Raw genomic sequence first — 26239 nt, forward strand, 5'->3', positions numbered from 1 at the left:
GGCGTGGGGATTCGGCTTGTCAGCGATCGTCGGCGGGGGCTAAGTTACGCCCACGGGCCGATGTGCTGCCAGTAAGCACGCCGCCGGCCCGCCACGTCCGCCCGCAACGCACCGGCACCTGACCTGATGAAGCGCATCCTGACGGGGATCCAGCCTTCCGGCACCCTCCACATCGGCAACTATTTCGGGGCGATGCGCCCGATCCTGGACCGGCAGGGCGACGGCGAGGTGTTCGTCTTCCTGGCCGACCTGCACGCCCTCACCTCGCTGCGCGACCCCGGCGCCCTTCGCGCCAACGTGCGCGAGGCCACGGTCGACTTCCTGGCGTGCGGGCTGGACCCGGAGCGCACCGTCTACTGGCGCCAGTCCGACGTCCCCGCCCACTCCGAGCTGATGTGGATCCTCAGCACGCTCACCCCCATGCGGATGCTGGAGCTGGCGGTGTCGTACAAGGACAAGGTGGAGCAGGGGATCGCGGCCTATGCGGGCCTCTTCACCTACCCCGTCCTCCAGGCCGCCGACATCCTCCTCTACGACGCCGACGTCGTCCCCGTGGGCAAGGACCAGAAGCAGCACCTGGAAATGACGCGCGACATCGCCGTGAAGTTCAACGCGGTGTACGGCGACACGCTCAAGCTCCCCGCGCCTGAGATCAGCGAGAACGTGGCGGTCGTGCCGGGGCTCGACGGCCGTAAGATGAGCAAGAGCTACGGCAACGCGCTGGACATCTTCCAAGACGAGAAGCCGCTGCGGAAGCGGGTGATGAGCATCGTCACCGACTCCACGCCGCTGGAGGAGCCGAAGCTGATCGAGGGCTCCAACATCCTCGCGCTCTACCGCCTCGTCGCCTCGCCCGAGCAGGTGGCACGGATGGAGGACGACTTCCGCGCCGGCGGCATCGGCTACGGCGACTTCAAGAAGCGTCTCTTCGAAGCGCTGTGGGAGTACTTCGCCCCCATGCGCGCGCGCCGCGCCGAGATCCTGGCGCGCCCCGGATACGTGGACGAGGTGCTGGAGCACGGCGCCCGCCGCGCCCGCGACATCGCTGACGCCACGATGGAGCGGGTGAGGGCGGCGGTGGGGTTGCGGTAGGGGGGCGGGGGTGAACCCAGGCGCCGGGGGCTGAAGCCCCCGGCTGGAACCACGGGAAGCCCACTGAAGTGGGCTCGAGAAGCGCGGTATCAGACCCCGAGTCCGCGCAGGCGGACTTTGTGCTTTTGTTGCAGCGAGTTCACTCGCCCGGAATCGTCGGCCTGGCTATTCCCTGTCTCCTGCCATTCCCCATTCCCTATTCCCCATTCCCTATTCCCCATTCCCCATTCCCCATTCCCCATTCCCCATTCCCCGCCGTCCCGCTGGTCCGCCTTGTGCACCCCGCGCCCTTCTGCCCCGCGGCACCGGCCGCGGCACACCCGAGAGCCGGAAGGAAGCGCATGCAAGACGAGAATCGAGATCCCAACCAGCACCTGCACCAGGCCGAGGCGTACACGTCGGACGACGCGACGATCGCGGGGGCCAAGCACGCCACCGAGAACCTGCGCGCCAACCCGGCCGGCGAGCCGCCGCGCGGGCGCGAGCCGGCGACCGAGGTGCTGACGCTGGTGTGCGAGAACTGCGGCAAGGACTACTTCTTCGAGGACGAGCAGCCGCTCCCCGGCATGACGTGCGAGAAGTGCGGCGCCTCCGTCTTCCGCTCCTTCCACACGCCCATCGGCGACGAGGCGGCGGACGACTTCCGCGACTCCACCGAGCGCGACCTGGACCCGGACGATCCCGAGGGCGACGTCCTCCCCGGCGACATCCTGGACCTCAACCGGCTCTAGGCGGATGCCCGACGCAACCCGGCCCGCCGGCGCCCTCTTCGTGGGCTCCGGCGTGGCGCTCGTCAACCCGTTCGACGACCGCGGCGTCAACGAGGCCGTCCTCCGCGAGCTGGTCCGCTTCCAGCTCGGCGAGGGGACGGACGCCTTGATCGTCAACGGGAGCACCGGCGAGGCCCCCGCCATGTCCGCCGCCGAGCAGCGCCGCGCGGTGGAGATCGTGGTGGATGAGGCGGCGAAGCGCGTTCCCGTGATCGCTGGGGCGGGGGGGAGCGACACGGCCGCGGTGGCCGGGCTGGCGCGCGGGGCACGCGAGGCCGGCGCCGATGCCCTCCTGATCGCGCCGCCGCCCTACAGCAAGCCGCCGCAGCGCGGGATCGTCGCGCACTTCCGCCACGTGATGGACGCGGGCGGCCTCCCCGCCATCGCGTACAACGTCCCCGGTCGCACCGCCTGCAACATCCTCCCCGAGACGATGGAGATCCTCGCGGAGGACGAGCGCATCGTCGGCATCAAGGAGGCGAGCGGTGACATCTCGCAGGTGGCGGAGGTGTGCCGCCGCCTGACGGACCGCGTGGCCGTATACAGCGGCAACGACGACCAGATCGTCCCGCTGATGTCGCTGGGCGGCGTGGGCGTCATCTCCGTGCTCGCCAACGTCGCGCCGCGCGACACGGCGCGGATGGCGCACGCCTTCCTGGAGGGCGAAGCCGCCGAGGCGCGCGACCTCCAGCTCCGCTACCTGCCCCTGATCGCGGCCATCTTCCGGGAAGCGAATCCCATCCCCATCAAGGCCGCGGTGGAGATGCTGGGCTTCGCGGTGGGCGCGCCACGGCTCCCGCTCGTCCCGCTCGCGGACGCGGCCCGCGCGGAGCTGGTGGAGGCGATGCGCAACCTGGGGCTGGGGGAGCGCTGAGGTGGCGGCGCTGCGCGTGGTGCTCAGCGGCGTCACCGGGCGGATGGGCACCGTCCTGGCCGAGCTGATCCGCGTGGACGACGGCATCGAGCTGGTCGGCGGGATCGGGCGCATCCCCGAGCGCGGGTGCGACGTGGGATGCCCCATCGTGGAGACGCCGGAGACCGCCGGCGCCTGGATCCGGGAGGCCGACGTGGTGATCGACTTCTCCTCGCCGGAGCTTTTCGGCCGCCTGCTGGAAGGGCAGGGGGATGCGCTGGCCGGGAAGGCGCTCGTCGTGGGGACCACCGGGCTGGGCGACGATGGCGAGCGCACGCTGGACGAGGCCGCGCGCCGCACGGCCGTCCTCCCCGCGGCCAATTTCAGTATCGGCGTCAACCTCCTCCTGGCCCTTGCCGAGCGCGCCGCCGCCGTCCTGGGCGACGGCTACGACGCCGAGGTCGTGGAGGCGCACCACCGCCGCAAGGCCGACGCGCCCAGTGGGACCGCGCTGGCGCTTGGCGAAGCGCTCGCCCGCGGGCGCGGCGTATCGCTCGCGGACGTGCGCGCGGACGGGCGCAGTGGCATTTCGGGGGAGCGCCCGCGCGGCGAGATCGGCTTCCACTCGGTGCGCGGCGGCGACATCGTGGGCGAGCACCGCGTGATGCTGATCGGAGAGCGCGAGCAGGTGGAGCTGGGCCACGTAGCCCGCGACCGCGCGCTGTTCGCGGAAGGCGCGCTGCGGGCCGCCCGCTGGCTCGCCGGCAAGCCCGCCGGCCGCTACACCATGCGCGACGTGCTCGGATTGTCGTGATGCCGCTTTCCCGCCCGCGCTGCCGATAGATCATCTGCGCCGACTTCCTGAACGGAGCGCTACGCTGTATTTGCCTCCACACGGTTGCCGGACGCGAAGTGAAGGAGCCGACCGACGCCACCCGCGTCCAAACGGCCCCCGCGCAGCAGCCTGTACGGCCCCCGCCTGACCGAGGAACATGGTCCAGTGGGGGAGTGGGCGGCATGGATCACTTCCTTCACTCCGCACCTGATCTCGGCGCGGAGGCACGGATCGGGCGGTGCTCCGTTCAGGAGGTGGGCGTGCTATGTCTGCGCTCCGGCGATGTCGACAGGCCTCCTATCTCCCGCGAACCAGCCCCCATCCCCCACCTGAATCCATGGACGAATTCCTCCTTCGCATCGGCATACCGGCCGCGGTGGTGGCGGCGCTGCACCTGGACACGCTGGGGCGGCTCGTGCTTGCGTGCGTGCTGGGCGGCGCGGTCGGCGTGGAGCGCGAGGCTTCCGGCAAGCCCGCGGGGCTGCGCACCAACATCCTCATCTGCGTGGGCGCGGCGCTTATCACCGAGATTTCGGTGCTCATTACCATGCTGGCCGGGGGAGGGGTGCGCGGCGACCCGGGACGCCTGGCCGCGCAGATCGTCTCCGGCATCGGCTTCATCGGCGCGGGGACGATCCTGCAGTCGCGCGGGCGGATCATCGGTCTGACGTCGGCGGCGACGCTGTGGGTGGTGGCGGCGGTGGGGATCGCGATCGGCGCGCACCAGTACACCGTCGCCATCGGCGCCACGACGCTCATCATCATCACCCTCTTCGCCCTGCGCAGGCTGGAGAGCGCCTTCCTGCAACGGCGCGTGGACCGGCGCTACAACGTGGCGGTGGACCCCACGATGGAGTCGCTGGCGACAGTGGAGGAGAAGCTGAAGGGGCTCGGCCTTCGCACCCGCATCGAATCGATCGACAAGGAGAGCGAGCTGTTCCACCTGGTGATCCGCGCCGTCGGGCCGCTTCCCGGGCACGATCGCGCGGTGAGGATGATGGCGATGGAGCCACAGGTGCGCAGCGTGGGGCGCGGATGAAGCGCCGCATCGTCGTGGACCTCAACGACCGCCGCCCGCTCTGGTCGATTCCGGATTGGGCGGTGGAGGAAATCTGCGCCGCCGTTCCGGAAGATTGGGAGACGGTGGTGCTGCGCGACGTGGTGGACGCCAGCGGCGACGGCGGCGAGCCGACGCCCGCCGCGCTGCACGCCATCAGGGACGCCGAGGTGTACCTGGGCTACGGCATCCCCGCCGCGCTGCTGGAGGCGGCGGGCGATGGGCTGCGCTGGGCGCACTCGGGCGCGGCGGGCGTGGGAGGATCGCTGCACGAGGGGATGCTCGCCTCCGACGTGGTGCTCACCAACTCCGCGGGCGTGCACGCGGAGCCCATCGCGGACACGGTGCTCGCCGCCATCCTCTACTTCGCGCGGGGGCTGGACTGGGCCGTGCGCCTGCAGGCGGAGCATCGCTGGGACAAGGGCCCCTGGGAGGCCGCCGACGCCCCCGTGCGCGAGCTCACCGAGCTGACGCTGGGGGTGCACGGGCTGGGCGGCATCGGCAAAGCGGTCGCGCGGCGCGGGGTGGCGCTGGGGATGCGCGTCGTCGCCACCCGCCGCCGCCCCGGCGACGGCCCGGATGGCGTGGAGCTGCTCACGGGCGACGACTCGCTGGACCGCCTCCTCGCAGCGAGCGACGTGCTGGTGGTCACCGTGCCGCGCACGAAGCAGACGGAGGGGAGCATCGGCGCGGCGGAGCTGGCGCGGCTGCCCAAGGATGCCACGCTGGTGCTGATCTCGCGCGGGGGCGTGGTGGACGAGGACGCGCTGGCGGATGCGCTCCGCGACGGGCGGGTGCGCGGGGCCGCGCTGGACGTGTTCGCGCACGAGCCGCTCCCGCCCGAGTCGCCGCTGTGGGCCCTTCCCAACGCGCTGCTCACCCCCCACATTTCGGGTGCCTCACACCTCTTCTGGCGGCGCCAGACCGGCCTCGTGGTGGAAAACATCCGTCGGTACCTCTCGGGCGCCCCGCTCCTGAACACCGTCGACAAACAAGCGGGATACTGAGCGTGGACACCCCAGCGCAGGGCGTGGAGCCGATTGCCGGCGGCGACTTCCAGCAGGCGGTCGGGCGCATCATCGCCACGGCCGTGCAGCGCGGCGCCAGCGACCTGCACATCAAGGCGGGCGACGTCTTCCGCGCCCGCATCCACGGCGCCCTCGTTCCCCTCACCAAGCAGCGCCTGTCGCCCGAGCAGACGCGCGCCATCGCCCTGCAGCTCATCCCGCGCGACCGCGACCGCGCGCAGATCGACGAGCTGAACGACTACGACTGCTCCTGGGGGATCCCGGGGGTGGGGCGCTTCCGCGTGAACATCCTTCGCCAGCGGGGGAGCTTCATGATCGTGATGCGGGTGATCCCCTTCGAGATCCCCACCTTTGAGGGGCTCGGCCTGCCGCCGGTCCTTGAAAAGATCACGGCGAACGAGCGCGGGCTGGTGCTGGTGACGGGCGTCACGGGCTCTGGAAAGAGCTCAACGCAGGCCGCGATGATCGGCCACATGAACCAGCACATGCGCCGCCACGTGGTGACGCTGGAGAACCCGATCGAGTTCCTTCACCGGGACCTCAACTGCTCCATCACGCAGCGCGACGTGGGGATCGACACGGACTCCTTTCGCGTGGGGCTACGCGCGGCACTGCGCCAGGACCCGGACGTCATCCAGATCGGCGAGATGCGCGACGCGGAGACGATCGACATCGCGCTCAAGGCCGCCGAGACGGGCCACCTGGTGATCTCCACCGTGCACACCAAGGACGCCGCCTCCACCATCTCGCGCCTGGTCGCCACCTTCCCCCCGGAGGAGCAGCAGATGGCGCGGCTGCGCCTGGCCGAGTCGCTCCAGGCCGTGGTCTCGCAGCGCCTGCTCCCGTCGAAGGACGGCAAGGGCCGCGTCCTGGCGGCCGAGGTCATGGTCGTCACGGGCACCATCCGCGACTGCATCGCCGATCCGGAGCGCGTGGAGGAGATCCGCGAGCACATCGCCGAGGGGCGCACCACGTACGGGATGCAGACCTTCGACCAGTGCCTGATGGAACTCGTCCAGGCGGACCGGGTGGAGTACTCGATCGCCAGGGCCGCCGCCACCAACCCGGGCGACTTCGAGCTGAAGCTGAACATGCTGTCCGGGCGCGGCGGCGGGGCCACGACCGCGTTCTACTGAGGCGAACTGCCGTTTCACACAGAGCCGCAGAGGTAAAAAGAAAGGCACGGAGAACTGCAACCAACCCGTTCCTCCCTCCGTTCTTGTAGTTTCCTCTGTGGCTCTGTGTGAGGCTTTTCATCACCTTCCGGAGAAAACGAATGGGTGTCCCCCTTCTGGTGCTGGCGCAGGTCGCGGGGCTCCTGCTGATCCCGTTCGGTCTGCCCGGGATCTGGCTGCAGGTGGTGTCGCTGGGTGTGTTCGCCTGGGCGACGGGGTTCCGCGAGGTGGGGGTGATCACGCTGGTGCTGGTGGTGGTGCTCGCCGTCCTCGCGGAGGTCGCGGAGTTCGCGCTCGGCGGCAAGTACGCGGAACGCTACGGCGGCAGCAAGCGCGCGGCGTGGGGCGCCATTCTGGGCGGCATCGCGGGCGCCATCCTGGGCGTGCCGGTTCCCATCATCGGCAGCGTGATCGGCGCCTTCGTGGGGTCGTTCGTGGGCGCGGCGCTGCTGGAGATGACCAACTCCAAGGACTGGCGCAACCCCGAGTGGCGCGGCGCCATGCGCGTGGGCTGGGGCGCCTTCCTCGGCCGGCTCGTGGCCACGGCGGTGAAGTCGGGGATCGGGGTGGCGGTCGCGGCGGTGGCGGTGCTGTCGGCGGTGTTGTAGGGGGCCCTCACCCGGCAGCTTACAGCTGCCACCCTCTCCCACAAACCGCCGTGGGAGAGGGGACCTGGGGCCGGCGCGTCGGGCGGGCGGCGGTGCGGGTGTCGGGCACGGGCGGCCACGCGGGGCCGCCCCCACGGGATTGGTTCGCCAGGCCGGAGGTCGAGCCGCGGCATCGGAGGGCAGACACGCAGGTCTGCCCCTACCGCATCTGTGCACCGCGCGTGGAGTTCTCCCCCTCACCCGCCCTGCGCCCCCGCAGGCGGGGGAGGGGGCCGGGGGGAGGGGGCTCCCCGTTCAACATCAACCCAGCGCAACACCTTGCACGGTTCCCAGCGCCGCGGGGGCGGCGGATGGTTCGCCGCGGTCCGGGGCTACCTCAGCACCCCGGCGAACCTGCTCACGGGGCTCCGCCTCGCCGCGATCCCGGTGCTCTGGATGCTTGCGCTGGACGGGCGCGACCAGGCGCTGGGGTACGGGCTCGCCGCGGCGTTCGCCAGCGACCTGATCGACGGGCCGCTCGCCCGCCACCTGGGGCAGACCTCCGAGATCGGGAGCCGCACCGACTCCATCGCCGACCACATGCTGGCGACGTCCACGGTGGTGTGGCTCTTTCTCCTGCGCCCGGCGTTCTTCCAGGACCACGCGGCACTGCTGCTGGGGTGGTCGGCGATCGCGCTCTTTACGCTCGGCCTGGCGTGGGTGAGGTTCCGGCGGTTCGTGGACCTCCACCTGTACTCGGCCAAGGTCACCGTCTTCTTCGCCTACACCATGGCGATCGGGATGCTGGCGACGGGGCACTTCCGCGAGTGGCACTTCCGCATCGCCTTCGCCGTGGCGATGTTCGCGGCGCTGGAATCGCTCGCGATCCTGCTGACGTACAAGGACCCCGACAGGCACGGCGGATCCATCTTTCTGAAGCGCTAGAAAACACGCCCCGCTCCGCACCCCTCGCGGAACGGGGTTCTTCTTTGTACGTTGTCGCGCGCGTGCATCCGCTCGCGTCCACATCCGCGCAAGGCGGCCATGATCCTCAGGCGCTTCTACGACGAAAAGCTGGCGCAGGCGAGCTGGATGATCGGCTGCTCCGGCCAGGCGCTGGTGGTGGACCCCGCGCGCGACGTGGAGCCGTACCTGCGCGCCGCGGAGGAGGAGCGCGTCCGCATCAGCCTCGTTACCGAGACGCACATCCACGCCGACTTCGTATCCGGCGCGCGCGAGCTGGCGGCGCGCACTGGTGCGCAGCTCCTCCTCTCGGGCGAGGGCGGCGCGGACTGGAGCTACGGCTTCGATGCCACCCTCCTGCACGACGGCGACGAGCTCACGGTGGGCAACGTGCGGATCGGGGTGATGCACACACCGGGGCACACGCCGGAGCACCTGTCGTTCGTGGTGACCGATGGCAACGCCGACGCGCCGATGGGGGTGCTGACCGGCGACTTCGTCTTCGTGGGGGACGTGGGGCGCCCGGATCTGCTGGAGCGCGCCGCCAGCCAGGCCGGCACGATGGAGGCGGGCGCGCGCACCCTCTTCCGCTCCCTGCGCCGCTTCGCGGAAGAGGTGCCGGACTTCGTGCAGCTCTGGCCGGGGCACGGGGCGGGCTCGGCATGCGGAAAGGCACTCAGCGCCATCCCCACCTCCACGCTCGGATACGAGAAGCGCTTCAACTGGGCCTTCCGCCACGCCGACGAGGACGGATTCGCCGCCGAGGTGCTCGCCGGGCAGCCGGAGCCGCCGATGTACTTCGCGCGGATGAAGGCGATCAACCGCGACGGCCCGCCGCTCCTCGGCGAGATGGGTCGCCCAGCGCGCATCGACGGCGCCCGCCTGCACGAGCTGCTCGCGGATGGCGCCACCGTCGTGGACACGCGCCCCGCAGCGGAGTGGGCGCGCGGGCACGTCCCCGGCACGCTCAGCGTACCGCTGGGGAAGAGCTTCGCCACCTGGGCGGGCTCGGTGCTCTCCTACGAGCGGCCGTTCTACCTGATCGTAAACGACGCGCGCGTGGATGAGGCGGTGCACGACCTGGCCGCCATCGGGCTGGACGCCCCGGGCGGCTACGCGACGCCGGACGTGGTGGACGCCTGGGCCGCCGAGCACGACCCCGCCACTCTCACCGACGCAGACCCCGCTGAGGCCGACGAGCTCCGCGCCGCGGGCGCGGTGGAGATCGTGGACGTGCGCAACGGCTCCGAGTGGGCCGCCGGCCACATCCCCGGGAGCCGCAACCTCCCTTTGGGCCGCCTGTCGGAGCGCATTGGCGAGCTTCCGCGCGACCGGCCGCTGGTGGTGCACTGCCAGTCGGGAGCGCGCGCCGGCGTCGCCATCTCGCTTCTCAAGGCGCGCGGGTTCAGCGACGTGCGGCACCTCGCGGGGGACTGGGCGGAGTGGAGCCGGGAGGGGCGGGCGGCGGAGGTGGGCGGGGGGTGACGGCGGGGGATGAAGGGTCCGGGGGCTGAAGCCCCTGGCTGGGACGACGGGAAGGCGGCTGAAGCCGGCTCGAGAAGCGCGGCGTTGGCTCCTGGATGCGGGTTACGGCACAGGCCCAGCGCACGGGCGGCCACGCGGGGCCCACGCGGGCGCTGGGCGAGGGTCGAGGAAGGGCGAAGGGTGCGCGCGATGAATCGCGCCCCTACGAAGGTATCCGTGCAGCAACAGGTAGGGGGCAGCGAGGAACGAGCGGGGGTGAGGGCCCCCCAAAAGAAACACCCTGGACAAATCTTCTTCTTCTTCTACATTGCACGGCACGCCGCTTGCTCGTGAGGCACGCAATTATCGGCCCGATGGCGCAGCGACGGCCCTGGAGAGCGGTTTACTCAATCCCACGAACCCCGCTCCGCATGCTGAGCTCACCTCCCCCGAATGAGGCCCCCGAGGCCGCGGCGCTGCGCGGCCGCATCTTCACCGACCTCGACCGCCTCGCATTCGCGCTGGAGATGGAAGCAGCACAACAAGTTGACGCGGGCGACGAAGACCGGGCCCGCCGCACCCACGAGCTGCGCCTGGGCGTACGGCTCGCGCAGCGGCTGGTGGCCGGCGTCTACGCGGACGAAGTGGACAGCCGCCTCTCTCGCTGGGCCGGGGAGTACGACGCCCGCCTCTCCCCCACGGCCGGATGATCTCCCCGAACACCGATCGCTCGGTGCGCGACCGCGGATGCCGCCTCCAAGGCACCGCCGCCCGCACCGCGCCGCCGCATTCGTCGTCCATGGAAGCAGTCGAGCCCCGCACCCCCGCGCGTACGGCACGGAGGGCAGGGCTCGTCGTTCGCTACGGCTGCGCGACCGGAGCCGTGAGGGCGCCGTAGCGCTCGGCCATGCGCACGGCGAAATCGGCGAACTCGCCGGGGTCGCGCGGGGGGGAGGTGTGGTCGGGGCGCAGGCCCACGCTGCCGGGGGTGAAGCAGAGGGTGACGCAGACGTCGTAGGGCTCCAGGGCGCTCATCACGCGGTCGAACCAGCGCTCATGGCCGGGGATGTGGCTCTCGGCCCAGGAAAGGCCGGTGCGCACCTGGCGGACGCCCAGCCGCTCGAACCAGCGGACGGCAAGATCGAGCGCGCGCTCGTCGTTGTACTGGAACCACTGGCAGATCCCGAAGTCGGGAGTCCACGAGTCCAGCGCGCGCTTGGGAGTGCCGTCCCAGCGCAGGAGGCCGAAGTGGAAGTGCCGGAAGTACGAGCTTCCCTCCGCACGCTTGTGGCGCGTGGTGGCCTCGTACACGGGGGCCAGGTCCAGGAGCGTGTACCAGAAGACGCGCTCCCCGGCCAGCAGGGCGCGCATGCGGCGCAGCCCCCAGGCCGCGGTGGCCTCGCTGGCGAAGGAGGAGACGCCGGTCTCGGTGACCCACACGGGCTTGCCGAACTCGGCGCGGATCGCCTCGATGCGGGCCGGCCACTCCTCCACGGGCCACAGGTTCCAGTCCAGGGGAAAGCCGTGCAGGGCCAGCACGTCCACCGCGTCCAGTGCGCCCAGGTCGCGCATGCGGCGCAGGAAGCCGGGATCGATGGGGGAGATCCCGCCCAGCACCAGGGGACGGTCCCACCCGGCGGAGCGCAGGCCGGCGGAGGTGCGGCGCACCAGGTCGGCGTAGATCTCCCAGCCGGGGTCCAGCAGGAAGTCCCAGTGGGAAAGGTTGTTGGGCTCGTTCCAGATCTTGATCGAAGTGATCACCGCTACCGGAGGTGTTGAGTGTCGGGTCGGACGACGTTGGTGACGGGAGGGGCGGGGTTCGTGGGGAGCCACCTGGTGGACGCGCTGCTGGAGCGCGGGCACCGGGTGCGCATCCTGGACAACCTCGATCCGCAGGTCCACGGACCGGAACAGCGGCGCCCCGCCTGGGTCCCCGACGACGCCGAGCTGATGGTGGGCGACATGCGCGACGCCGACGCGGTCCGCCGCGCCCTGGAGGGCGTGGGGGTCGTCTATCACCTTGCCGCGGCGGTCGGTGTGGGGCAGTCAATGTACCAGATCGCGGATTACACGGCAACGAACACCCTGGGCACCGCGCACCTCCTCCAGAAGCTGGTGGACGACCGCGGGCAGGTGGAGCGCGTGGTTGTGGCGTCCTCCATGTCCATCTACGGCGAAGGGCGTTATCATCGGCCCGAAGGAACCGTCGCGCAGTCGCCGGTGCGCCCGCTGGAGCGGCTGCGCGCGGGCGAGTGGGAGCCGCTGGACGCCGACGGGGCCGTGCTCTCTCCCGCGCCCACCGACGAGGAGAAGCCGCTCGACCCCACCTCCATCTACGCCCTCACCAAGGCGGACCAGGAGCGGATGGTGCTGCAGATCGGCGCGGCGTACAACATCCCCAGCGTGGCGCTGCGCTTCTTCAACATCTACGGGCCCCGTCAGGCGCTCTCCAATCCGTACACGGGTGTGGCCGCCATCTTCAGCGCGCGGCTGCTGAACGGCGAGCGGCCCATGATCTTCGAAGACGGCGAGCAGCGGCGCGACTTCGTGTCGGTGCACGACATCGTACAGGGGCTCCTGCTGGCCGCCGAGCGCGACGAGGCGGTGGGAAGGGCGATCAACATCGGCAGCGGCGAGGCGGTCTCCGTGCGGCGCGTGGGCGAGACGCTGGCCAACGTGCTGGGGGTGGAGGTGGAGCCGCTGGTGACCGGCAAGTACCGGATCGGCGACATCCGCAACTGCTATGCGGACATCACGCGGGCGCGCGAGGTGCTGGGCTACGAGCCGCGCGTGACCTTCGAGGCGGGGATGGAGGAGCTGGTGGGGTGGCTGAGGGAGCAGGAGCGGCCCGAGGACAGGGTGGAGAGCCATGCCGCCGAGCTCGCGGCGCGCGGACTGACGCTTTGAGGGAGGCGAGGATGATGAACAGGGGTAAGCGCGAGTACGTGCTGATCACCGGCGGCGCCGGCTTCGTGGGCTCCAACCTGGCCGACGCCCTCCTCCGCGAGGGGGAGCGGGTGATCGTGGCCGACAACTTCTCCCGCGCCGGGGTGCGCCTCAACGCCGCCTGGCTCAAGGCCACCCACGGCGACCGGGTGCGCATCGAGAACGTGGACGTGGCGGATGCGGCGCGGATGCGCGCCCTGGTTCGCGAGAGCAGGCAGGTCTTCCACCTGGCGGCACAGGTGGCGGTCACCACCTCGCTGATCGACCCCGCGCTCGACCTGCGGACGAACATCATCGGCACCTTCAACGTGCTGGAGGCGGCGCGCACCATGCTCAACCCGCCGCCCATCCTCTTCACCAGCACCAACAAGGTGTACGGGGGGATGGAGGAGGTGCCGGTGGAGCTGGGGGAGGGCGGATACCGCTACGGTGGCGGCCTGACCGGCGTCACCGAGGAGCAGCCGCTCGACTTCCACTCGCCGTACGGGTGCAGCAAGGGCGCCGCCGACCAGTACGTGCACGACTACGCCCGCATCTTCGGACTCCCGACGGTGGTCTTCCGCATGAGCTGCGTGTACGGTACGCGCCAGTTCGGCACTGAGGATCAGGGGTGGGTGGCCCATTTCGCCCGCGCCATCCGCGCCGGCGAGGGGCTCACCATCTACGGCGATGGCCAGCAGGTGCGCGACATCCTCTGGATCGACGACCTGGTTCGTGCGATGCGGCTCGCGATGGACCGCATGGGCACGGTGGCGGGCGAGGTGTTCAACATCGGCGGCGGCGCGCGCAACGCGGTGTCGGTGCGCACGGTCATCGACCGGCTGCACGAGATCAGCGGCAGCGAAGTTCCCGTCACCATGGCCGACTGGCGCCCCGGCGACCAGCGCGTCTACGTCTCGGACACCGGGAAGCTGGAGCGCGTCCTCGGCTGGCGCCCGGAGACTTCGTGGAAAGCCGGCCTGGAAAAGCTCGTCGCATGGCTGGACGAAGCCAAGCTCGACACCGCCCTCGCGGAGGTGGAGGACGAGGGGGCGCTGGTGAAGGCGGGGGGGTGAGGGGCCGGCGCCGGATCGCCGGGGGATGAGCACCGGGGGATGAGCACCGGGGGATGAATCCCCCGGCTGGAACCACGGGAAGGCGGCTGAAGCCGGCTCGGGAGGCGCGGCGTTGGGGGTTCTGGAGGCGGGCTGCGGTACGGGACCAGGGCACGGGCAGCCACGTGGGGCTGCCCGTACGGGATTTGTGCGTTGGGCAACGGTCGAGGTGCGGCGAAGGGTGGGCAGACACGCAGGTCTGCCCCTACGGGATCGGTGCGGATGGACGGGCGGCGGTGCGGTGCTGGGCACGGGCGCGATGAATCGCGCCCCTACCGGATCTGCGCAGCGCGCGCGGGGTTCTCCCCCTCACCCGCCCTGCGCCCCCGCAGGCGGGGGAGGGGGCCGGGGGGAGGGGGCCAGCGTAACGAGCGGGGGTAAAGGCCCCCGCCATCACATACATCCAAACGAATGACGGATACAGTAGCGACCTCCACCATGCGCGCGGCGCGGCTGGAGGGGCCGGGGCAGATCGTGATGGAAGAGACCGCGATCCCCGGGCCGGGCGCGGGCGAGCTGCGCATCCGCCTGGAAGGGTGCGGGGTGTGCGCCTCCAACCTCACCCCCTGGGCCGGCGCGGAGTGGATGCAGTACCCGTTGGAGCCCGGCGCCATGGGCCACGAAGGCTGGGGCGTCGTCGATGCGCTTGGCGACGGCGTCAGCGGCGTGCGGGTGGGCGACCGGGTGGCCGCACTCTCGTACAAGTCGTACGCGGAGTACGACGTGGCCGCCGCCGACGCCATCGTCCCGCTCCCGGCCGTGCTCGACGGCAAGCCCTTCCCCGGCGAGCCGCTGGGGTGCGCGATGAACATCTTCCGCCGTAGCGGCATCAGCGCGGGGCAGACGGTGGCCATCGTCGGGATCGGCTTCCTGGGCGCGCTCCTCACGCGCCTGGCGGCGGACGCGGGTGCGCGCGTGATCGCCATCTCGCGGCGCCCCTTTTCGCTCGACGTGGCGAAGGAGATGGGCGCGCACGAGCTGATCCCCATGGACGACCACTGGCGGATCATCGAGCGGGTAAAGGAGCTGACCGGCGGCACCTTTGCCGACCGTGTCATCGAGGCAGTCGGCAAGCAGTGGCCGCTCGACCTCGCCGCCGAGATCACAAAGGAGCGCGGGCGGCTGGTGGTGGCCGGATATCACCAGGACGGGCCGCGTCAGGTCAACATGCAGCTCTGGAACTGGCGTGGGCTGGACGTGATCAACGCCCACGAGCGCGACCCGCAGGTCTATCTCGACGGCATCCGCGCCGCCGTGGACGCGGTCGCCGGCGGGCGCCTGGACCCGTCCTCGCTCTACACGCACAGCTACGCGCTGGACGAGCTGGGCCGCGCCCTGGACGACACCCGCGACCGCCCGGACGGATTCCTGAAGGCGCTCGTCACCATGTAACCGCCTGGCACCCGCGGCTCACCCCGCGGGTGCCTTTCTTGCTTTGTAGATCCTGTGCTTTGTAGATCCTGGGAGATATTCAGTGACCGACGCGCTGCTCGAAGAACGCACTGACGCACTTACGCACTCACGCACTCCCCGCTTGGGATTCCTGGGTGTCGGCTGGATTGGCCGGCACCGCATGGAGGCCATCGCGCGCGCCGGCTTCGGCACGGTGGCTGCCGTCTCCGATCCGTCGCCGGAGATGACGGCGGCGGCGCGCGAGACCGCCCCGGACGCCGAGGTGGCGGACGGACTCGATGCGCTGCTGGAGATGGGGCTGGATGGGATCGTCATCGCCACGCCGAGCGCGCTGCACGCCGAGCAGTCGATCCGCGCCCTCGAAGCAGGCGTCGCGGTGTTCTGCCAGAAGCCGCTCGGGCGCACGGCGGACGAGGTGCGGCGCGTGGTGGATGCGGCGCGGTCCGCTGACCGGCTCCTCTCCGTCGACCTGTCGTATCGCTTCACCGAGGGGATGCGCCACATCCGCGAGCGGATCGAGGGGGGCGAGCTGGGGCGGGTGTACGCGGTGGACCTGACCTTCCACAACGCGTACGGCCCGGACAAGCCCTGGTTCTACGATCCCGCTCTCTCCGGCGGCGGGTGCGTGATGGATCTGGGGGTGCACCTGGTGGACCTGGCGCTCTGGACCCTCGGCTTCCCGGCCGTCGATTCGGTGGATGGGAAGCTCTTCGCGGGCGGCGAGCCGCTGCGGGACGCGGCGAAGCAGGTGGAGGACTACGCAGTCGCCTCCATCGGGCTCCAGGACGGTACGGCGGTGCGGCTGGCCTGCTCCTGGCGCCTTTCGGCCGGCCAGGACGCGGTGATCGCGGCCGACTTCTACGGCACGGGCGGCGGCGCGGCGCTCCGCAACGTGAACGGCTCCTTCTTCGACTTCACCGCCGAGCTCTTCCACGGCACCTCCCGCGAAACGCTCGCGACGCCGCCGGACGAGTGGGGCGGGCGCGCGGGAGTGGATTGGGCGCGGCGGCTGGCGGCGGGGGAGCGCTTCGATGCGGCCAGCGAGCGGCTGGTGGACGTGGCGGCCGTGCTCGACCGCATTTACGGTCGATGAAGATACTCCTCACGACCGACACACTCGGCGGGGTGTGGGACCACACGGTGACGCTGGCGTGCGAGCTGAGCGCGGCGGGGCACGACGTGCTGGTCGCCGCGCTGGGCGAGGTGCGCGACGAGCGGCTGGCGCACCTCTCCGCGGGCGTCCAGGTCACCTCGCGCCCCTACAAGCTGGAGTGGATGCCCGGCGCGGGCGACGACGTGCGCGCCGCCGCCGGCTGGCTGCGCGGGCTGGCCGAGGTGTGGAACGCGGACGTGGTGCACCTCAACCAGATGGCGTACGCGGCGTTCGGCTTCTCCGTGCCCGTCGTGGCGGCGGTGCACAGCGACGTGCTCTCCTGGTGGACGCACGTGCTGGGCGGCGACGCGCCGATGGACGAGTGGGGGCAGTACGCGGAGTGGGTGCGCGAAGGGCTCCTCGCCGCGGACGCGGTGGTGACGCCCACCCAGTACCAGGCCACCCTCCTCGTGCGCCACTACGACGTGCGGGGGGCGCGCGTCATCTACAACGGCGTGGAGCTCGCCGCCGGCGACGATCCGCGGCCGCGCACCGAGTTCTGCGCGCTCAGCGTGGGGCGGCTGTGGGACCGCGGCAAGGGAGTGGACACGCTGGACGCCGCCGCCGGGCTGCTGGGCGCGGCCTTCCCGGCCGTCCACGTGCTGGGCGAGACGATGTCGCCGCACGGCGACCGCTACGAGCCGCGCCACCTGCGTGCGCACGGCCGCGTGGAGCGGTCGGAGGTGGACGAGTGGATGCGGCGCGCCTCCGTGTACGTGGCGCCCTCGCGCTACGAGCCGTTCGGGCTGGCGCCGCTGGAGGCCGCGCTGCACGGCTGCGCGCTGGTGCTGAGCGACATCGGCACCTTTCGCGAGCTGTGGCACGGGTGCGCGGAGTTCGTGCCGCCCGGAGACGCGGAGGCGCTGGCCGTGGCGCTCCGCGGGCTGCGCGACGACCCGGCGCGGGTGGCGCGGCTGGCGGAAGGTGCGCGCAAGCGTGCGCTCCGCCGCTACACCAGCGGCCGCATGGCCGAGGAGTACATCGCATTGTACCGGCAGCTCGCGCAGCGCCACGCCGTCCGCGACCGCGCGCAGGCCGCCACCGCAGCCGCTCCATGAGATTCGTCTTCTTCGTACACAGCGCCGTCTCGGACTGGAACCACGGCAACGCGCACTTCCTGCGCGGGCTGATGAGCTCGCTGGCGCGGCGCGGGCACACGGTGATCTCGTACGAGCCGCGCGGCGCCTGGTCGCTGGAGAACCTCCTGGCAGACCACGGCGTTGGGCCGGTGGTGGAGTTCGCCCGCGCGTACCCGGAGATCGAGGTGCGCTCGTACGACCCCGCCGCGCCCGCGCTGGACGAGGCCGTCGCCGGAGCGGACGTGGTGCTGGTGCACGAGTGGAACGATCCGGAGGTCGCCAACGCCATCCCGGCGGCCGCTCGGCGAGCGGGAGCGCTCGTACTCTTCCACGACACGCACCACCGGCCCTGGAGCCAGCCCGAAGCGATTGCCCGTTTCGACCTGGCGGCGTTCGACGGCGTGCTGGCCTTCGGCGACGTGCTGCGCGAGGTGTATCGCGACCGCTTCGGCGTGGAGCGCGCGTGGACGCTGCACGAGGCCGCCGACACCGTCCGCTTCCGCCCGCTGGACGTGCCGAAGACGCAGGACGTGGTTTGGATCGGCAACTGGGGCGACGAGGAGCGCACGCAGGAGCTGCGCGACTTCTGGCTGGCGCCCGCCGCGCGAAACCGAGACCTGCGCTGGACGGCGCACGGCGTCCGCTACCCGGAGTATGCCCTGAAGGAGCTGAGAGAAGCCGGGGTGGAGTTTCGCGGATGGGCGCCCTCGCTCCAGGTGCCGGAAGCATTCTCCTCCGCGCGCGCCACGCTGCACGTGCCGCGGCGCGCGTACGTGGAGGCGCTGGCGGGGATCCCCACCATCCGCGTTTTCGAGGCGCTCGCGTGCGGCATCCCGCTCGTCTGCGCGCCATGGAGCGACGCCGAGGGTCTCTTCCGCCCCGGCGACTACGCCGTCGCGGAGACGCCCGCCGAGATGGAGGCCACCCTCCTGCGCCTGGTGCGCGGCGAGGACGAGGCGCGCCGGCAGGCGGAGCGCGGGCTGGAGACGATCCTCGCCCGCCACACCTGCGACCACCGCGCGGACGAGCTGCTGCACGTGGTGGAAACACTCGGCGCCGCGGGCAGCGCCGGAACTCGCCCAACCGCCGGAACCGCATGCATCTGACCTTCTTCGGATCGTCGCTCGTATCGTCGTACTGGAACGGCGCGGCGACGTACTACCGGGGCCTCCTGCGCGCCCTCCACGAGCGCGGCCACCGCATCACCTTCTGCGAGCCGGACGCCTACGGCCGCCAGCAGAACCGCGACCTGGCGGTGGACCCGTCTTACGCCCGCGTCATCGTCTACCGCACCGAGGACGAGCGCGATGAGCTGATGGAGCGCGCGTTCGCGGACAGCGAGTGGGTGATCAAGTGTAGCGGAGTGGGCGTCTGGGACGCTGAATTGGAGGCAGCCGTCGCCGCGCGCGCCGGCGGCGAGGTGATGACGGCCTTTCTGGACGTGGACGCGCCGGCCACGCTGGGGCGCATCGCGGCGGACGCGGCTGACCCCTTCCGCGCGCACATTCCGCGTTACGATCACATCCTCACCTACGGCGGGGGACCGCCGGTGGTGGCGGAGTACGAGCGGTGGGGCGCCCGCGCGTGCACCCCCATCTACAACGGCCTGGACCCAGAGGAGCACCGCCCCCTGCCGCGCGACGGTGCGCCGAAGTGGGACCTCCTCTTCATGGGGAACCGCCTGCCGGACCGCGAGGCGCGCGTGAACGAGTTCTTCTTTCGCGCCGCCTCACTGTGCCCGGAGGCGCGCTTCGCCCTGGGCGGCGAGGGGTGGGGCGACCGCGGGATGCCCGCCAACGTCGAGTACCTGGGCCACGTCCCCACCGCGCGCCACAACGAGGTGAACGCGGCCGCGCGCCTGGTGCTCAACGTGCACCGCGACAGCATGGTACAGAACGGCTTCTCCCCCGCGACGCGCATGTTCGAGGCAGCCGGCGCCGCCGCGTGCCAGGTGACGGACGCATGGGTGGGCATCGACGAGTTCTTTGCGCCGGGCGACGAGATCCTGGTCGCCGCCAGCGCGGAAGAGGTGGCGGCGCTGGTGCGCTCAACTGGCGACGACGAGGCGCGGCGGATCGGCGAGGCGGCACGGAGGCGCGCGATCGAAGCGCACACCTACGGCCAGCGCGCGGCACTGCTGGACTCCATCCTGAGGGCACCCGTCGGGAGCGCGGCATGAAGCTCGTCGTCTTCGGCCTGTCGATCTCCTCCAGCTGGGGGAACGGGCACGCCACCACCTACCGCGCGCTGCTGCGGGCCTTCGCGGCGCGCGGGCACGAGGTGGTGTTCTACGAGTGGGACGCGCCCTGGTACGGCGGCGAGAACCGCGACCACCCGGACCCGTCGTACTGCCGCCTCGTCCTCTACCCCACCTGGGACGACGTCGCCGCCGACGCCGTCGCGGAGGCTCGTGACGCGGACGCGGTGATCGTGGGCTCGTACGTCAACGAGGGGCCGCGGGTGATCGACGCCCTTGCCAGCGCGGGCGTCGATCCCCTCTTCTTCTACGACATCGACACGCCGGTGACCGTGGCCGCGCTGCGCACCGGCGGCGCGGAGTACCTGCGCGCGGATCAGGTGCCGCTCTTCACGCGCTACCTGTCGTTCACGGGCGGTCCCTTTCTGCACGAGGTGCTGGAGGGGGAGCTCGGGGCCCGCGAGGCGCGCCCGCTGTACTGCTCCGTGGACGAGGCCCGCTACCGCCCCACGCCCGTGGACCCGGCGCTGGCGTGCGACCTGGCGTACATGGGCACCTACGCGGCGGACCGGCAGCCGGTGCTCGACCGTTTCCTGGTGGACGTGGCGCGGCGCCTGCCGGAGCGGCGCTTCGTGGTGGCGGGGCCGCAGTATCCGGACGGCATCCGCTGGCCGGCCAACGTGCGCCACATCCACCACCTGGGCCCGGCGCAGCACCCGGCGTTCTACAGCAGCGCGGCCTGGCAGCTCAACGCCACCCGCGCGGACATGGTTGCGGCGGGGTGGTCGCCTTCGGTGCGGCTCTTCGAGGCCGCCGCGTGCGGCGCGGCGATGATCTCCGACAGGTGGCCGGGAATCGAGGCGTTCTTCACCCCCGGCCGCGAAATCCTCCTCCCGCAAACGACCGCGGAGGTGGCGGACATCGTCGCACGGACGCACGAGGACGACCGGCGCGCGATCGGGCACGCGGCGCGGGAGCGCATCCTGGCGGAGCACACCGCCGAGCACCGTGCGGCGGAGCTGGAGGCGCTGGTCGGTGCGCCGGCGGGCATCCGATGAACAGCGCCTCACACAGAGACACAGAGGGTACGGAAAGCTGAACGGAAAGGGCTTCTCTGCGGCTTTCTGCTCCCCTCCGTGCCCTCTGTGTGATGGTTTCTCTCACCTCAACCCCGTGATCGCCATGTCACCCAATCGCTTCCGTGCAGCCACCCTTGCCGCGGCATTGATGCTCCTCGCCGGGTGTGCCGGGGCGCGCACCCCCGCGCCCGCCACGGCCGCGGCACCTCGGCTTGCGCCCGCGACGTGGGACCGGACTTCGTCGCCCGACTCGATCGCGGCGTGGGCGCTGAGGGGGTGCCGCGGGGCGGGTGCGGCCAAGCAGGCGTGCTTCGAGGAGGCGCTCATCTCCACCATCAAGCCGGCCGGGGTGGACAAGGCGATGGCCGCGCTGGAGCGCGTCGTCGCACAGGACGCGGATGTGGCGCGCGACACGCACGTGTACGCGCACGGCATCGGCATCGCGGCGTACACGGACGCGGCGACGGTGAGCCAGACGTTCGTGAAGTGCACGCCGGCCTTCCAGTCGGGATGCTACCATGGGGTGATCCAGGCGTACTTCGCGGATGCGGGCGCGGGCGGCGTGACGCCCGAGCGCCTCAACGCGCTCTGCGCGGAGCATCGGTCGCCGCAGGGGCGCTGGCTCCAGTTCCAGTGCGCGCACGGGGCGGGGCACGGGCTGATGGCGATTCACGGCCATCACCTGATCCGCGCGCTGGAGGCATGCGACATCCTCAAGGACATGGCGGAGCGGAGCGGGTGCTGGGGCGGCGCCTTCATGGAGAACGTGGTCAACGCCACGCGCCCGCACCACACCTCCACCACGCAGATCGCCGCGGGCGGGCACACAGGTCACGGACAGCCGGCGAGCGGCGGGCACGCGGGGCACGGCCAGGCCGCGGCGGGGCACGACCATGGCGCCATGCAGCACGAGCCGTTCAAGGCGCTGGACCCGGAGGAGCCGCTCTACCCCTGCACGATCGTGGCGGAGCAGCACCGCAGCTCGTGCTACCTGATGCAGACCTCCGCCATCCTCGCCGCCAACCGCGCCAACTTCGCGGAGGCCGGAAGGCAGTGCGAGCGCGCTCCGGAGCGGCACCAGCGCGCCTGCTTCGTGAGCCTGGGCCGCGACGCCGCCGCCTATTCGCGCGGCGACAACGCCCGCGCCGTCGAGCTCTGCGGCCAGGCGCCGGAGGCCCGGGTTCCGTGGTGCGTGATCGGCACCGTCAAGAACCGCATCGACGTCACGTCCGACCCCAAGGACGGCCTGGCGTTCTGCCGCGTCGTTCCGGGCGAGGCCGCCAAGCGCACCTGCTACCGCGCCATCGGCGAGCAGACCACCGCCCTCTACGCCGCCCTCCCCGAGCGCGAGCGCGCCTGCGCCGCCGCCGAGGCCGCGTTCGTGGAGGAGTGCAGGTCGGGCGCGCAGCTCGCGCGGCGGGAGAGCACGGGGAAGTAGGCGGGGGGTGGGCCCCCTCCCCGCTCGTTCCTCGCTGCCCCTCCCCCAAAAACAACTTGGGGAGGGCCGTGGGCATGGATCCGCGCGGGTGGCAAGCGGTGGCGCGGGCGAAGGCACGGGCAGCCACGTGGGGCGGCCCCTACGGGATCGGTTCGCCAAGCCGGAGGTCGGGCCGGGGCAAGGGTGGGCAGACACGCAGGTGTGCCCCTACCAGATGCGTGTGTCGAGCAGCGGTCGAGGTGCGGAGGAGGGAGGGCGCGATAAATCGCGCCCCTACGGATCTGCGCGAACCGCGCGGAGTTCTCCCCCTCGCCCGCCCTGCGCCCCCGCAGGCGGGGGAGGGGGCCGGGGGGAGGGGGCCTTTTCCCCGGCACACCGCGTGCACTCCCGCCGCCACCCAGACGCACGACCACCCACCCGCTTCCCGGAGCAAGGTGACGGAAGACGCGATCCTGTTCGGCGGCACCGCCAACCCCGCGCTGGCCCAGGCCGTGGCGCGGGAGCTGGGGATTCCGCTCGCGCCGTGCACGGTGGAGCGCTTTCCGGACGGCGAGCTTTCGGTGCGGCTCGGGCGGTCGGTGAGGCGGCGCGAGGTGTTCGTGCTGCAGGCGACGGCGCCGCCCGTCAACGACCACCTGATGGAGCTCCTCTCCTTCGCGGACGCCTGCCGCCGCTCCGCAGCCGCGCGGGTGATCGCGGTGGTGCCGTACTTCGGCTACGCTCGGGCGGACAAGCGCGAAGGCCGCCGCGAGCCCGTCACCGCCAGCCTCGTGGCGGCGCTGATGGAGGCGGCGGGGATCAGCCAGGTCCTCACCGTCGACATCCACTCGGCGCAGATGGAGGGGTTCTTTCGCATCCCCATGGACACGCTGTCGGCCGTCGGGCTGCTGTGCGATGCGCTGCGCGGGCGGCTGCCGGAGGGGACGACGGTGGTGTCGCCGGACGCGGGGCGGGTGAAGACGGCGTCCGAGTTCGCGGAGCGGCTGGGGCTGCCGCTCGCCGTCCTCAACAAGCATCGCGAGAGCGGCACCCGCACGCGCGTCACCCACATCGTGGGCGACGTGCGCGGGCGCGCGTGCCTCATCGTGGACGACATGATCTCCACCGGCGGCACCATCGTGGAAAGCGCGGAGGCGCTGCGCGGCGCGGGGGCCAGCGGGCCGATCGTGGTGGCCGCCACGCACGGGCTGCTGATGGGCGATGCCGTCCAGCGCATGGCTGCGCACGGCGTGGAAGAGATCGTGCTCACCGATTCCGTCCCCGCGCGCGGCGTGGATGGCATGCGGGTGCGCACCGTCACGCTGGCGCCGCTCCTGGCCGAGGGGATCCGCCGCGCGGCGGGCGAGTCGGTGAAGTCATACGAGGAGTTATCATGAGCAGCAACGACGTGCAGCGCATCGCGGACGCCGTCCGCGCGGAGGCGCAGCCGCTGGAAGGGCACGCGCACGACTACGACGCCCTCTTCGAGCAGATCGGCGACGCGCGCGTCGTGCTGCTGGGCGAGGCGACGCACGGCACGCACGAGTTCTACCGCGAGCGCGCCCGCATCACCCAGCGGCTGATCACCGAGAAGGGCTTCACCGTGGTCGCGGCGGAGGCGGACTGGCCGGACGCCTACCGCGTCAACCGCTGGATCCGCGGCGCGAGCGAGGACACCAGCGCCAATGCCGCGCTCGGCGACTTCCAGCGCTTCCCAACCTGGATGTGGCGCAACGCAGAGATCCTGTCGCTGGTGGGCTGGCTGCGCGAGTACAACGACGAGCTGGGCGAGGGGCGGCGGCGCGTGGGCTTCTACGGGCTGGACCTGTACTCGATGTACACCTCGATATCGGAGGTCCTGCGCTACCTGGACGAGACCGATCCCGAGGCCGCGCAGCGCGCGCGCTACCGCTACGGCTGCTTCGAGCACTTCGGCGAGGACCCGCAGGCGTACGGCTACACGGCGCAGATGCGCATCTCGCAGAGCTGCCAGGACCACGCCCTGCAGCAGCTGGTGGACATGCGCCGCCTGGGTGCCGCCACCGGCGTGGGCGTCCCCGAGGACGAGCTCTTCTACGCCGAGCAGAACGCCCGCCTGGTCAAGAACGCGGAAGAGTACTACCGCTCCATGTTCTCGCGGCGTGATTCGTCTTGGAACCTGCGCGACTGCCACATGGCGGACACGCTGGACGCCCTCCTCGCGCACTTCGACCGCGCCGGCGATGGCCCCACGAAGGCGGTCGTCTGGGAGCACAACTCGCACATCGGCGACGCGCGCGCCACGCAGATGGGTGCCGAGGGGGAGTGGACGGTGGGCCAGCTCGTGCGCGAGCGGCGCGGCGACGAGGCCTTCCTCCTGGGCTTCACCACGCACACCGGCACCGTGGCCGCGGCGTCGGACTGGGATGCGCCGGTGGAGCACAAGCGCGTCCGCCCGTCGCTGCCGGATAGCTACGAGGCGGTCTTCCACGCCACCGGCATCCCCAGCTTCTACCTTCCGCTCCGCGACGGCGCCGCGCGCGAAGCCCTCGCCGAGCCGCGGCTGGAGCGGGCGATCGGGGTGATCTACGCGCCGCAGACGGAGCGGATCAGCCACTACTTCGAGGCCGTCCTCCCCGACCAGTTCGACGCCGTGGTGCACTGGGACGAGACGCGCGCCGTGGAGCCGCTCGACCCGCCCGCCGGCTGGCCTCGGCGCGAGGCGGCGCCCGACACCTACCCCACCGGGCTGTAGCGGGGCCGCGCCGTCGTTGCGTGGCGCGGCCCCAGCACGCACTTTCAATCCGCTGCACGTGCGCGCCCCCGCGGCGCGATCCCCACCCCCACTCCGGAGAGGCAATGCGTTTCCCCCTCAGCATCTCATTCAAGAAGATCGCGCTGGCGCCCCAGATCTACGTGCGCGATTCGGACGGCCAGCTCCAGCTGTACGTGAAGCAGAAGTTGATGAAGCTGAAGGAGGCGGTCAGCATCTTTGGCGACGAGGCGCAGCAGAACCTCCTCTACACCGTGCAGGCGGACCGGATGATCGACATCAAGGCCCGCTACACCATGCGCGACGCGGCGGGCACCGAGATCGGATTCCTGCAGGGGAAGGGGATGCGCTCGCTGTGGAAGCTGCACTACGAGATCGGCCGCGATGGCGGCACGGTGTTCGACGTCCGCGAGGACAACGCGTGGGTGAAGGTGATCGACGGGCTCGTCGGCCAGATTCCCGTGATCGGGATCTTCACCGGCTACTTCTTCAACCCGAAGTACAACGTCACCCGGCCGGACGGGACGCTGGCGCTGCGGCTGATCAAGCAGCCCGCCTTCCTCCAGGGCGTCTTCAGCATCGAAAAGGCGGTCGATCTCACCCCCGAGGAAGAGGGAGTGGCGGTGCTCGGCCTGCTGATGATGCTCCTGCTGGAGCGCGCCCGCGGCTGACGCCAACGGAACCCCCGGCGCCCCTTTGCGGTACGGCGCCGGGGGTTTTCTCTTTCACGCACCTTGCGGGGAACCGTGGTGAAGAAGCAGCTGTGGATGGCCGTCCTCCTGCTCGCCTGCGCCGCGCGCCCGGCCGCGGCGCAGGTGGCGGCATCGCACCGCGCGGCCATCGAGGAGCTGTTCGCCGCCCTCGGCGCCGAGCGCGAGATGACGGCCGGCGTCGAAGCCGAGATCCGCGCCGCCACCACGCGCAACCCGGCCCTGGCGGAGTACCAGCCCCTGATGCTGGCGCACGCGCGCCGCTACCTGCGCTGGCCGGAGCTTAAGGAAGACTTCATCCGGGCCTACGCGCGCACCTACACCGAGGCGGAGGCGCGGCAGCTCGCCGCCTTCTACCGCACGCCGGTCGGCCAGAAGTCGCTGCGCGTGCAGAGCCAGCTCGTGGGCGAGGTGCGGCGCATCACGCAGGACCGGCTGCGTCCGCACGCCCGCGAGCTGACGGACGCCATCGTCGCCCGTGCGCGTGCAAAGGGGCAGGCGCCGCCGCGGAATCCGGAGTAGGGGAACCGCGGGGAATGGGGATTGGGGAATGGGGAATGGGGGGTAGTCAGCGG

General features: G+C 71.5%; 25 protein-coding genes. 24 read left to right on the forward strand and 1 reads right to left on the reverse strand.

Annotation, left to right across the window (positions count from 1 at the left end; genetic code table 11):
* The first annotated feature begins 126 nt into the window (after positions 1-126).
* From trpS to VF584_00650, 11 genes are all read left to right on the forward strand, one after another.
* Positions 127-1092 (forward strand): tryptophan--tRNA ligase, encoded by a 966-nt coding sequence (trpS, locus tag VF584_00600; protein ID HEX8208652.1) that lies wholly within the window; start codon positions 127-129, stop codon positions 1090-1092.
* A 341-nt stretch (positions 1093-1433) separates the two neighbouring features.
* Complete coding sequence (locus VF584_00605; protein HEX8208653.1) at positions 1434-1823, forward strand: hypothetical protein; 390 nt, start codon at positions 1434-1436, stop codon at positions 1821-1823.
* 4 nt (positions 1824-1827) lie between these two features.
* Positions 1828-2736, forward strand: a complete 909-nt coding sequence (gene dapA / locus VF584_00610; GenBank protein ID HEX8208654.1) for a 4-hydroxy-tetrahydrodipicolinate synthase — start codon at positions 1828-1830, stop codon at positions 2734-2736.
* A gap of 1 nt (position 2737) precedes the next feature.
* Positions 2738-3529: a 4-hydroxy-tetrahydrodipicolinate reductase gene (gene dapB, locus VF584_00615; protein HEX8208655.1), complete on the forward strand. Its 792-nt coding sequence runs from the start codon at positions 2738-2740 to the stop codon at positions 3527-3529.
* 358 nt (positions 3530-3887) lie between these two features.
* Positions 3888-4589, forward strand: coding sequence for an MgtC/SapB family protein (locus tag VF584_00620; protein ID HEX8208656.1), 702 nt, complete (start codon positions 3888-3890; stop codon positions 4587-4589).
* Entirely contained in the window at positions 4586-5614 is a 1029-nt protein-coding gene (locus VF584_00625) for a D-2-hydroxyacid dehydrogenase (protein ID HEX8208657.1), read from the forward strand. The genes VF584_00620 and VF584_00625 overlap by 4 nt, the downstream gene beginning before the upstream one ends.
* Positions 5615-5616: 2 nt before the next feature.
* Positions 5617-6771 (forward strand): PilT/PilU family type 4a pilus ATPase, encoded by a 1155-nt coding sequence (locus VF584_00630; protein HEX8208658.1) that lies wholly within the window; start codon positions 5617-5619, stop codon positions 6769-6771.
* 140 nt (positions 6772-6911) lie between these two features.
* On the forward strand, positions 6912-7418 hold the full coding sequence (locus VF584_00635) for a DUF456 domain-containing protein (protein HEX8208659.1): 507 nt from the start codon (positions 6912-6914) through the stop codon (positions 7416-7418).
* 318 nt (positions 7419-7736) lie between these two features.
* Positions 7737-8342, forward strand: coding sequence for a CDP-alcohol phosphatidyltransferase family protein (locus tag VF584_00640; protein ID HEX8208660.1), 606 nt, complete (start codon positions 7737-7739; stop codon positions 8340-8342).
* Between the two features lie 99 nt (positions 8343-8441).
* Positions 8442-9845, forward strand: a complete 1404-nt coding sequence (locus VF584_00645; GenBank protein ID HEX8208661.1) for a rhodanese-like domain-containing protein — start codon at positions 8442-8444, stop codon at positions 9843-9845.
* 410 nt (positions 9846-10255) lie between these two features.
* Positions 10256-10534 (forward strand): hypothetical protein, encoded by a 279-nt coding sequence (locus VF584_00650; GenBank protein ID HEX8208662.1) that lies wholly within the window; start codon positions 10256-10258, stop codon positions 10532-10534.
* 151 nt (positions 10535-10685) lie between these two features.
* On the opposite strand, the gene VF584_00655 is transcribed toward VF584_00650, so the two are convergent.
* Positions 10686-11585 (reverse strand): hypothetical protein, encoded by a 900-nt coding sequence (locus VF584_00655; GenBank protein ID HEX8208663.1) that lies wholly within the window; start codon positions 11583-11585, stop codon positions 10686-10688.
* 18 nt (positions 11586-11603) lie between these two features.
* Here VF584_00655 and VF584_00660 point away from each other — a divergent pair, with 18 nt between their 5' ends.
* The 13 genes from VF584_00660 (at position 11604) to VF584_00720 (ending at position 26186) form a co-directional block, all read left to right on the forward strand.
* Complete coding sequence (locus VF584_00660) at positions 11604-12731, forward strand: NAD-dependent epimerase/dehydratase family protein (GenBank protein HEX8208664.1); 1128 nt, start codon at positions 11604-11606, stop codon at positions 12729-12731.
* A gap of 11 nt (positions 12732-12742) precedes the next feature.
* A complete protein-coding gene (locus tag VF584_00665; protein ID HEX8208665.1) occupies positions 12743-13825 on the forward strand; it encodes a GDP-mannose 4,6-dehydratase in 1083 nt (360 codons plus the stop codon).
* Positions 13826-14275: 450 nt separating this feature from the next.
* Positions 14276-15256, forward strand: a complete 981-nt coding sequence (locus VF584_00670; protein ID HEX8208666.1) for a zinc-binding dehydrogenase — start codon at positions 14276-14278, stop codon at positions 15254-15256.
* Between the two features lie 82 nt (positions 15257-15338).
* Positions 15339-16370 (forward strand): Gfo/Idh/MocA family oxidoreductase, encoded by a 1032-nt coding sequence (locus VF584_00675; GenBank protein ID HEX8208667.1) that lies wholly within the window; start codon positions 15339-15341, stop codon positions 16368-16370.
* Positions 16367-17488: a glycosyltransferase family 4 protein gene (locus VF584_00680; GenBank protein ID HEX8208668.1), complete on the forward strand. Its 1122-nt coding sequence runs from the start codon at positions 16367-16369 to the stop codon at positions 17486-17488. The genes VF584_00675 and VF584_00680 overlap by 4 nt, the downstream gene beginning before the upstream one ends.
* On the forward strand, positions 17485-18615 hold the full coding sequence (locus VF584_00685; GenBank protein HEX8208669.1) for a glycosyltransferase: 1131 nt from the start codon (positions 17485-17487) through the stop codon (positions 18613-18615). Before VF584_00680 ends, VF584_00685 begins: the two co-directional genes overlap by 4 nt.
* Positions 18606-19688, forward strand: a complete 1083-nt coding sequence (locus VF584_00690) for a glycosyltransferase (GenBank protein HEX8208670.1) — start codon at positions 18606-18608, stop codon at positions 19686-19688. Before VF584_00685 ends, VF584_00690 begins: the two co-directional genes overlap by 10 nt.
* Complete coding sequence (locus VF584_00695; GenBank protein HEX8208671.1) at positions 19685-20764, forward strand: glycosyltransferase; 1080 nt, start codon at positions 19685-19687, stop codon at positions 20762-20764. The genes VF584_00690 and VF584_00695 overlap by 4 nt, the downstream gene beginning before the upstream one ends.
* A 124-nt stretch (positions 20765-20888) precedes the next feature.
* Positions 20889-22223: a hypothetical protein gene (locus VF584_00700; protein ID HEX8208672.1), complete on the forward strand. Its 1335-nt coding sequence runs from the start codon at positions 20889-20891 to the stop codon at positions 22221-22223.
* A 434-nt stretch (positions 22224-22657) separates the two neighbouring features.
* Positions 22658-23599 carry a ribose-phosphate diphosphokinase gene (locus VF584_00705; GenBank protein HEX8208673.1) on the forward strand — a complete coding sequence of 314 codons (942 nt, stop codon included), beginning with the start codon at positions 22658-22660 and terminating at the stop codon, positions 23597-23599.
* On the forward strand, positions 23596-24936 hold the full coding sequence (locus VF584_00710) for an erythromycin esterase family protein (GenBank protein ID HEX8208674.1): 1341 nt from the start codon (positions 23596-23598) through the stop codon (positions 24934-24936). The genes VF584_00705 and VF584_00710 overlap by 4 nt, the downstream gene beginning before the upstream one ends.
* Positions 24937-25040: 104 nt before the next feature.
* On the forward strand, positions 25041-25625 hold the full coding sequence (locus VF584_00715) for a hypothetical protein (GenBank protein HEX8208675.1): 585 nt from the start codon (positions 25041-25043) through the stop codon (positions 25623-25625).
* 78 nt (positions 25626-25703) lie between these two features.
* On the forward strand, positions 25704-26186 hold the full coding sequence (locus VF584_00720) for a DUF2059 domain-containing protein (protein HEX8208676.1): 483 nt from the start codon (positions 25704-25706) through the stop codon (positions 26184-26186).
* Positions 26187-26239: the final 53 nt, after the last annotated feature.

The organism is Longimicrobium sp., assembly GCA_036389135.1.
Classification (GTDB): domain Bacteria; phylum Gemmatimonadota; class Gemmatimonadetes; order Longimicrobiales; family Longimicrobiaceae; genus Longimicrobium.

Excerpts from the sequence above, each read along its gene's own strand:
- trpS (HEX8208652.1), top strand. The coding sequence starts at position 127 with ATGAAGCGCATCCTGACGGGGATCCAGCCTTCCGGCACCCTCCACATC.
- VF584_00605 (HEX8208653.1), top strand. The coding sequence starts at position 1,434 with ATGCAAGACGAGAATCGAGATCCCAACCAGCACCTGCACCAGGCCGAG.
- dapA (HEX8208654.1), top strand. The coding sequence starts at position 1,828 with ATGCCCGACGCAACCCGGCCCGCCGGCGCCCTCTTCGTGGGCTCCGGC.
- VF584_00620 (HEX8208656.1), top strand. The coding sequence starts at position 3,888 with ATGGACGAATTCCTCCTTCGCATCGGCATACCGGCCGCGGTGGTGGCG.
- VF584_00625 (HEX8208657.1), top strand. The coding sequence starts at position 4,586 with ATGAAGCGCCGCATCGTCGTGGACCTCAACGACCGCCGCCCGCTCTGG.
- VF584_00635 (HEX8208659.1), top strand. The coding sequence starts at position 6,912 with ATGGGTGTCCCCCTTCTGGTGCTGGCGCAGGTCGCGGGGCTCCTGCTG.
- VF584_00645 (HEX8208661.1), top strand. The coding sequence starts at position 8,442 with ATGATCCTCAGGCGCTTCTACGACGAAAAGCTGGCGCAGGCGAGCTGG.
- VF584_00650 (HEX8208662.1), top strand. The coding sequence starts at position 10,256 with ATGCTGAGCTCACCTCCCCCGAATGAGGCCCCCGAGGCCGCGGCGCTG.
- VF584_00665 (HEX8208665.1), top strand. The coding sequence starts at position 12,743 with ATGATGAACAGGGGTAAGCGCGAGTACGTGCTGATCACCGGCGGCGCC.
- VF584_00670 (HEX8208666.1), top strand. The coding sequence starts at position 14,276 with ATGACGGATACAGTAGCGACCTCCACCATGCGCGCGGCGCGGCTGGAG.
- VF584_00680 (HEX8208668.1), top strand. The coding sequence starts at position 16,367 with ATGAAGATACTCCTCACGACCGACACACTCGGCGGGGTGTGGGACCAC.
- VF584_00685 (HEX8208669.1), top strand. The coding sequence starts at position 17,485 with ATGAGATTCGTCTTCTTCGTACACAGCGCCGTCTCGGACTGGAACCAC.
- VF584_00690 (HEX8208670.1), top strand. The coding sequence starts at position 18,606 with ATGCATCTGACCTTCTTCGGATCGTCGCTCGTATCGTCGTACTGGAAC.
- VF584_00695 (HEX8208671.1), top strand. The coding sequence starts at position 19,685 with ATGAAGCTCGTCGTCTTCGGCCTGTCGATCTCCTCCAGCTGGGGGAAC.
- VF584_00700 (HEX8208672.1), top strand. The coding sequence starts at position 20,889 with ATGTCACCCAATCGCTTCCGTGCAGCCACCCTTGCCGCGGCATTGATG.
- VF584_00710 (HEX8208674.1), top strand. The coding sequence starts at position 23,596 with ATGAGCAGCAACGACGTGCAGCGCATCGCGGACGCCGTCCGCGCGGAG.
- VF584_00715 (HEX8208675.1), top strand. The coding sequence starts at position 25,041 with ATGCGTTTCCCCCTCAGCATCTCATTCAAGAAGATCGCGCTGGCGCCC.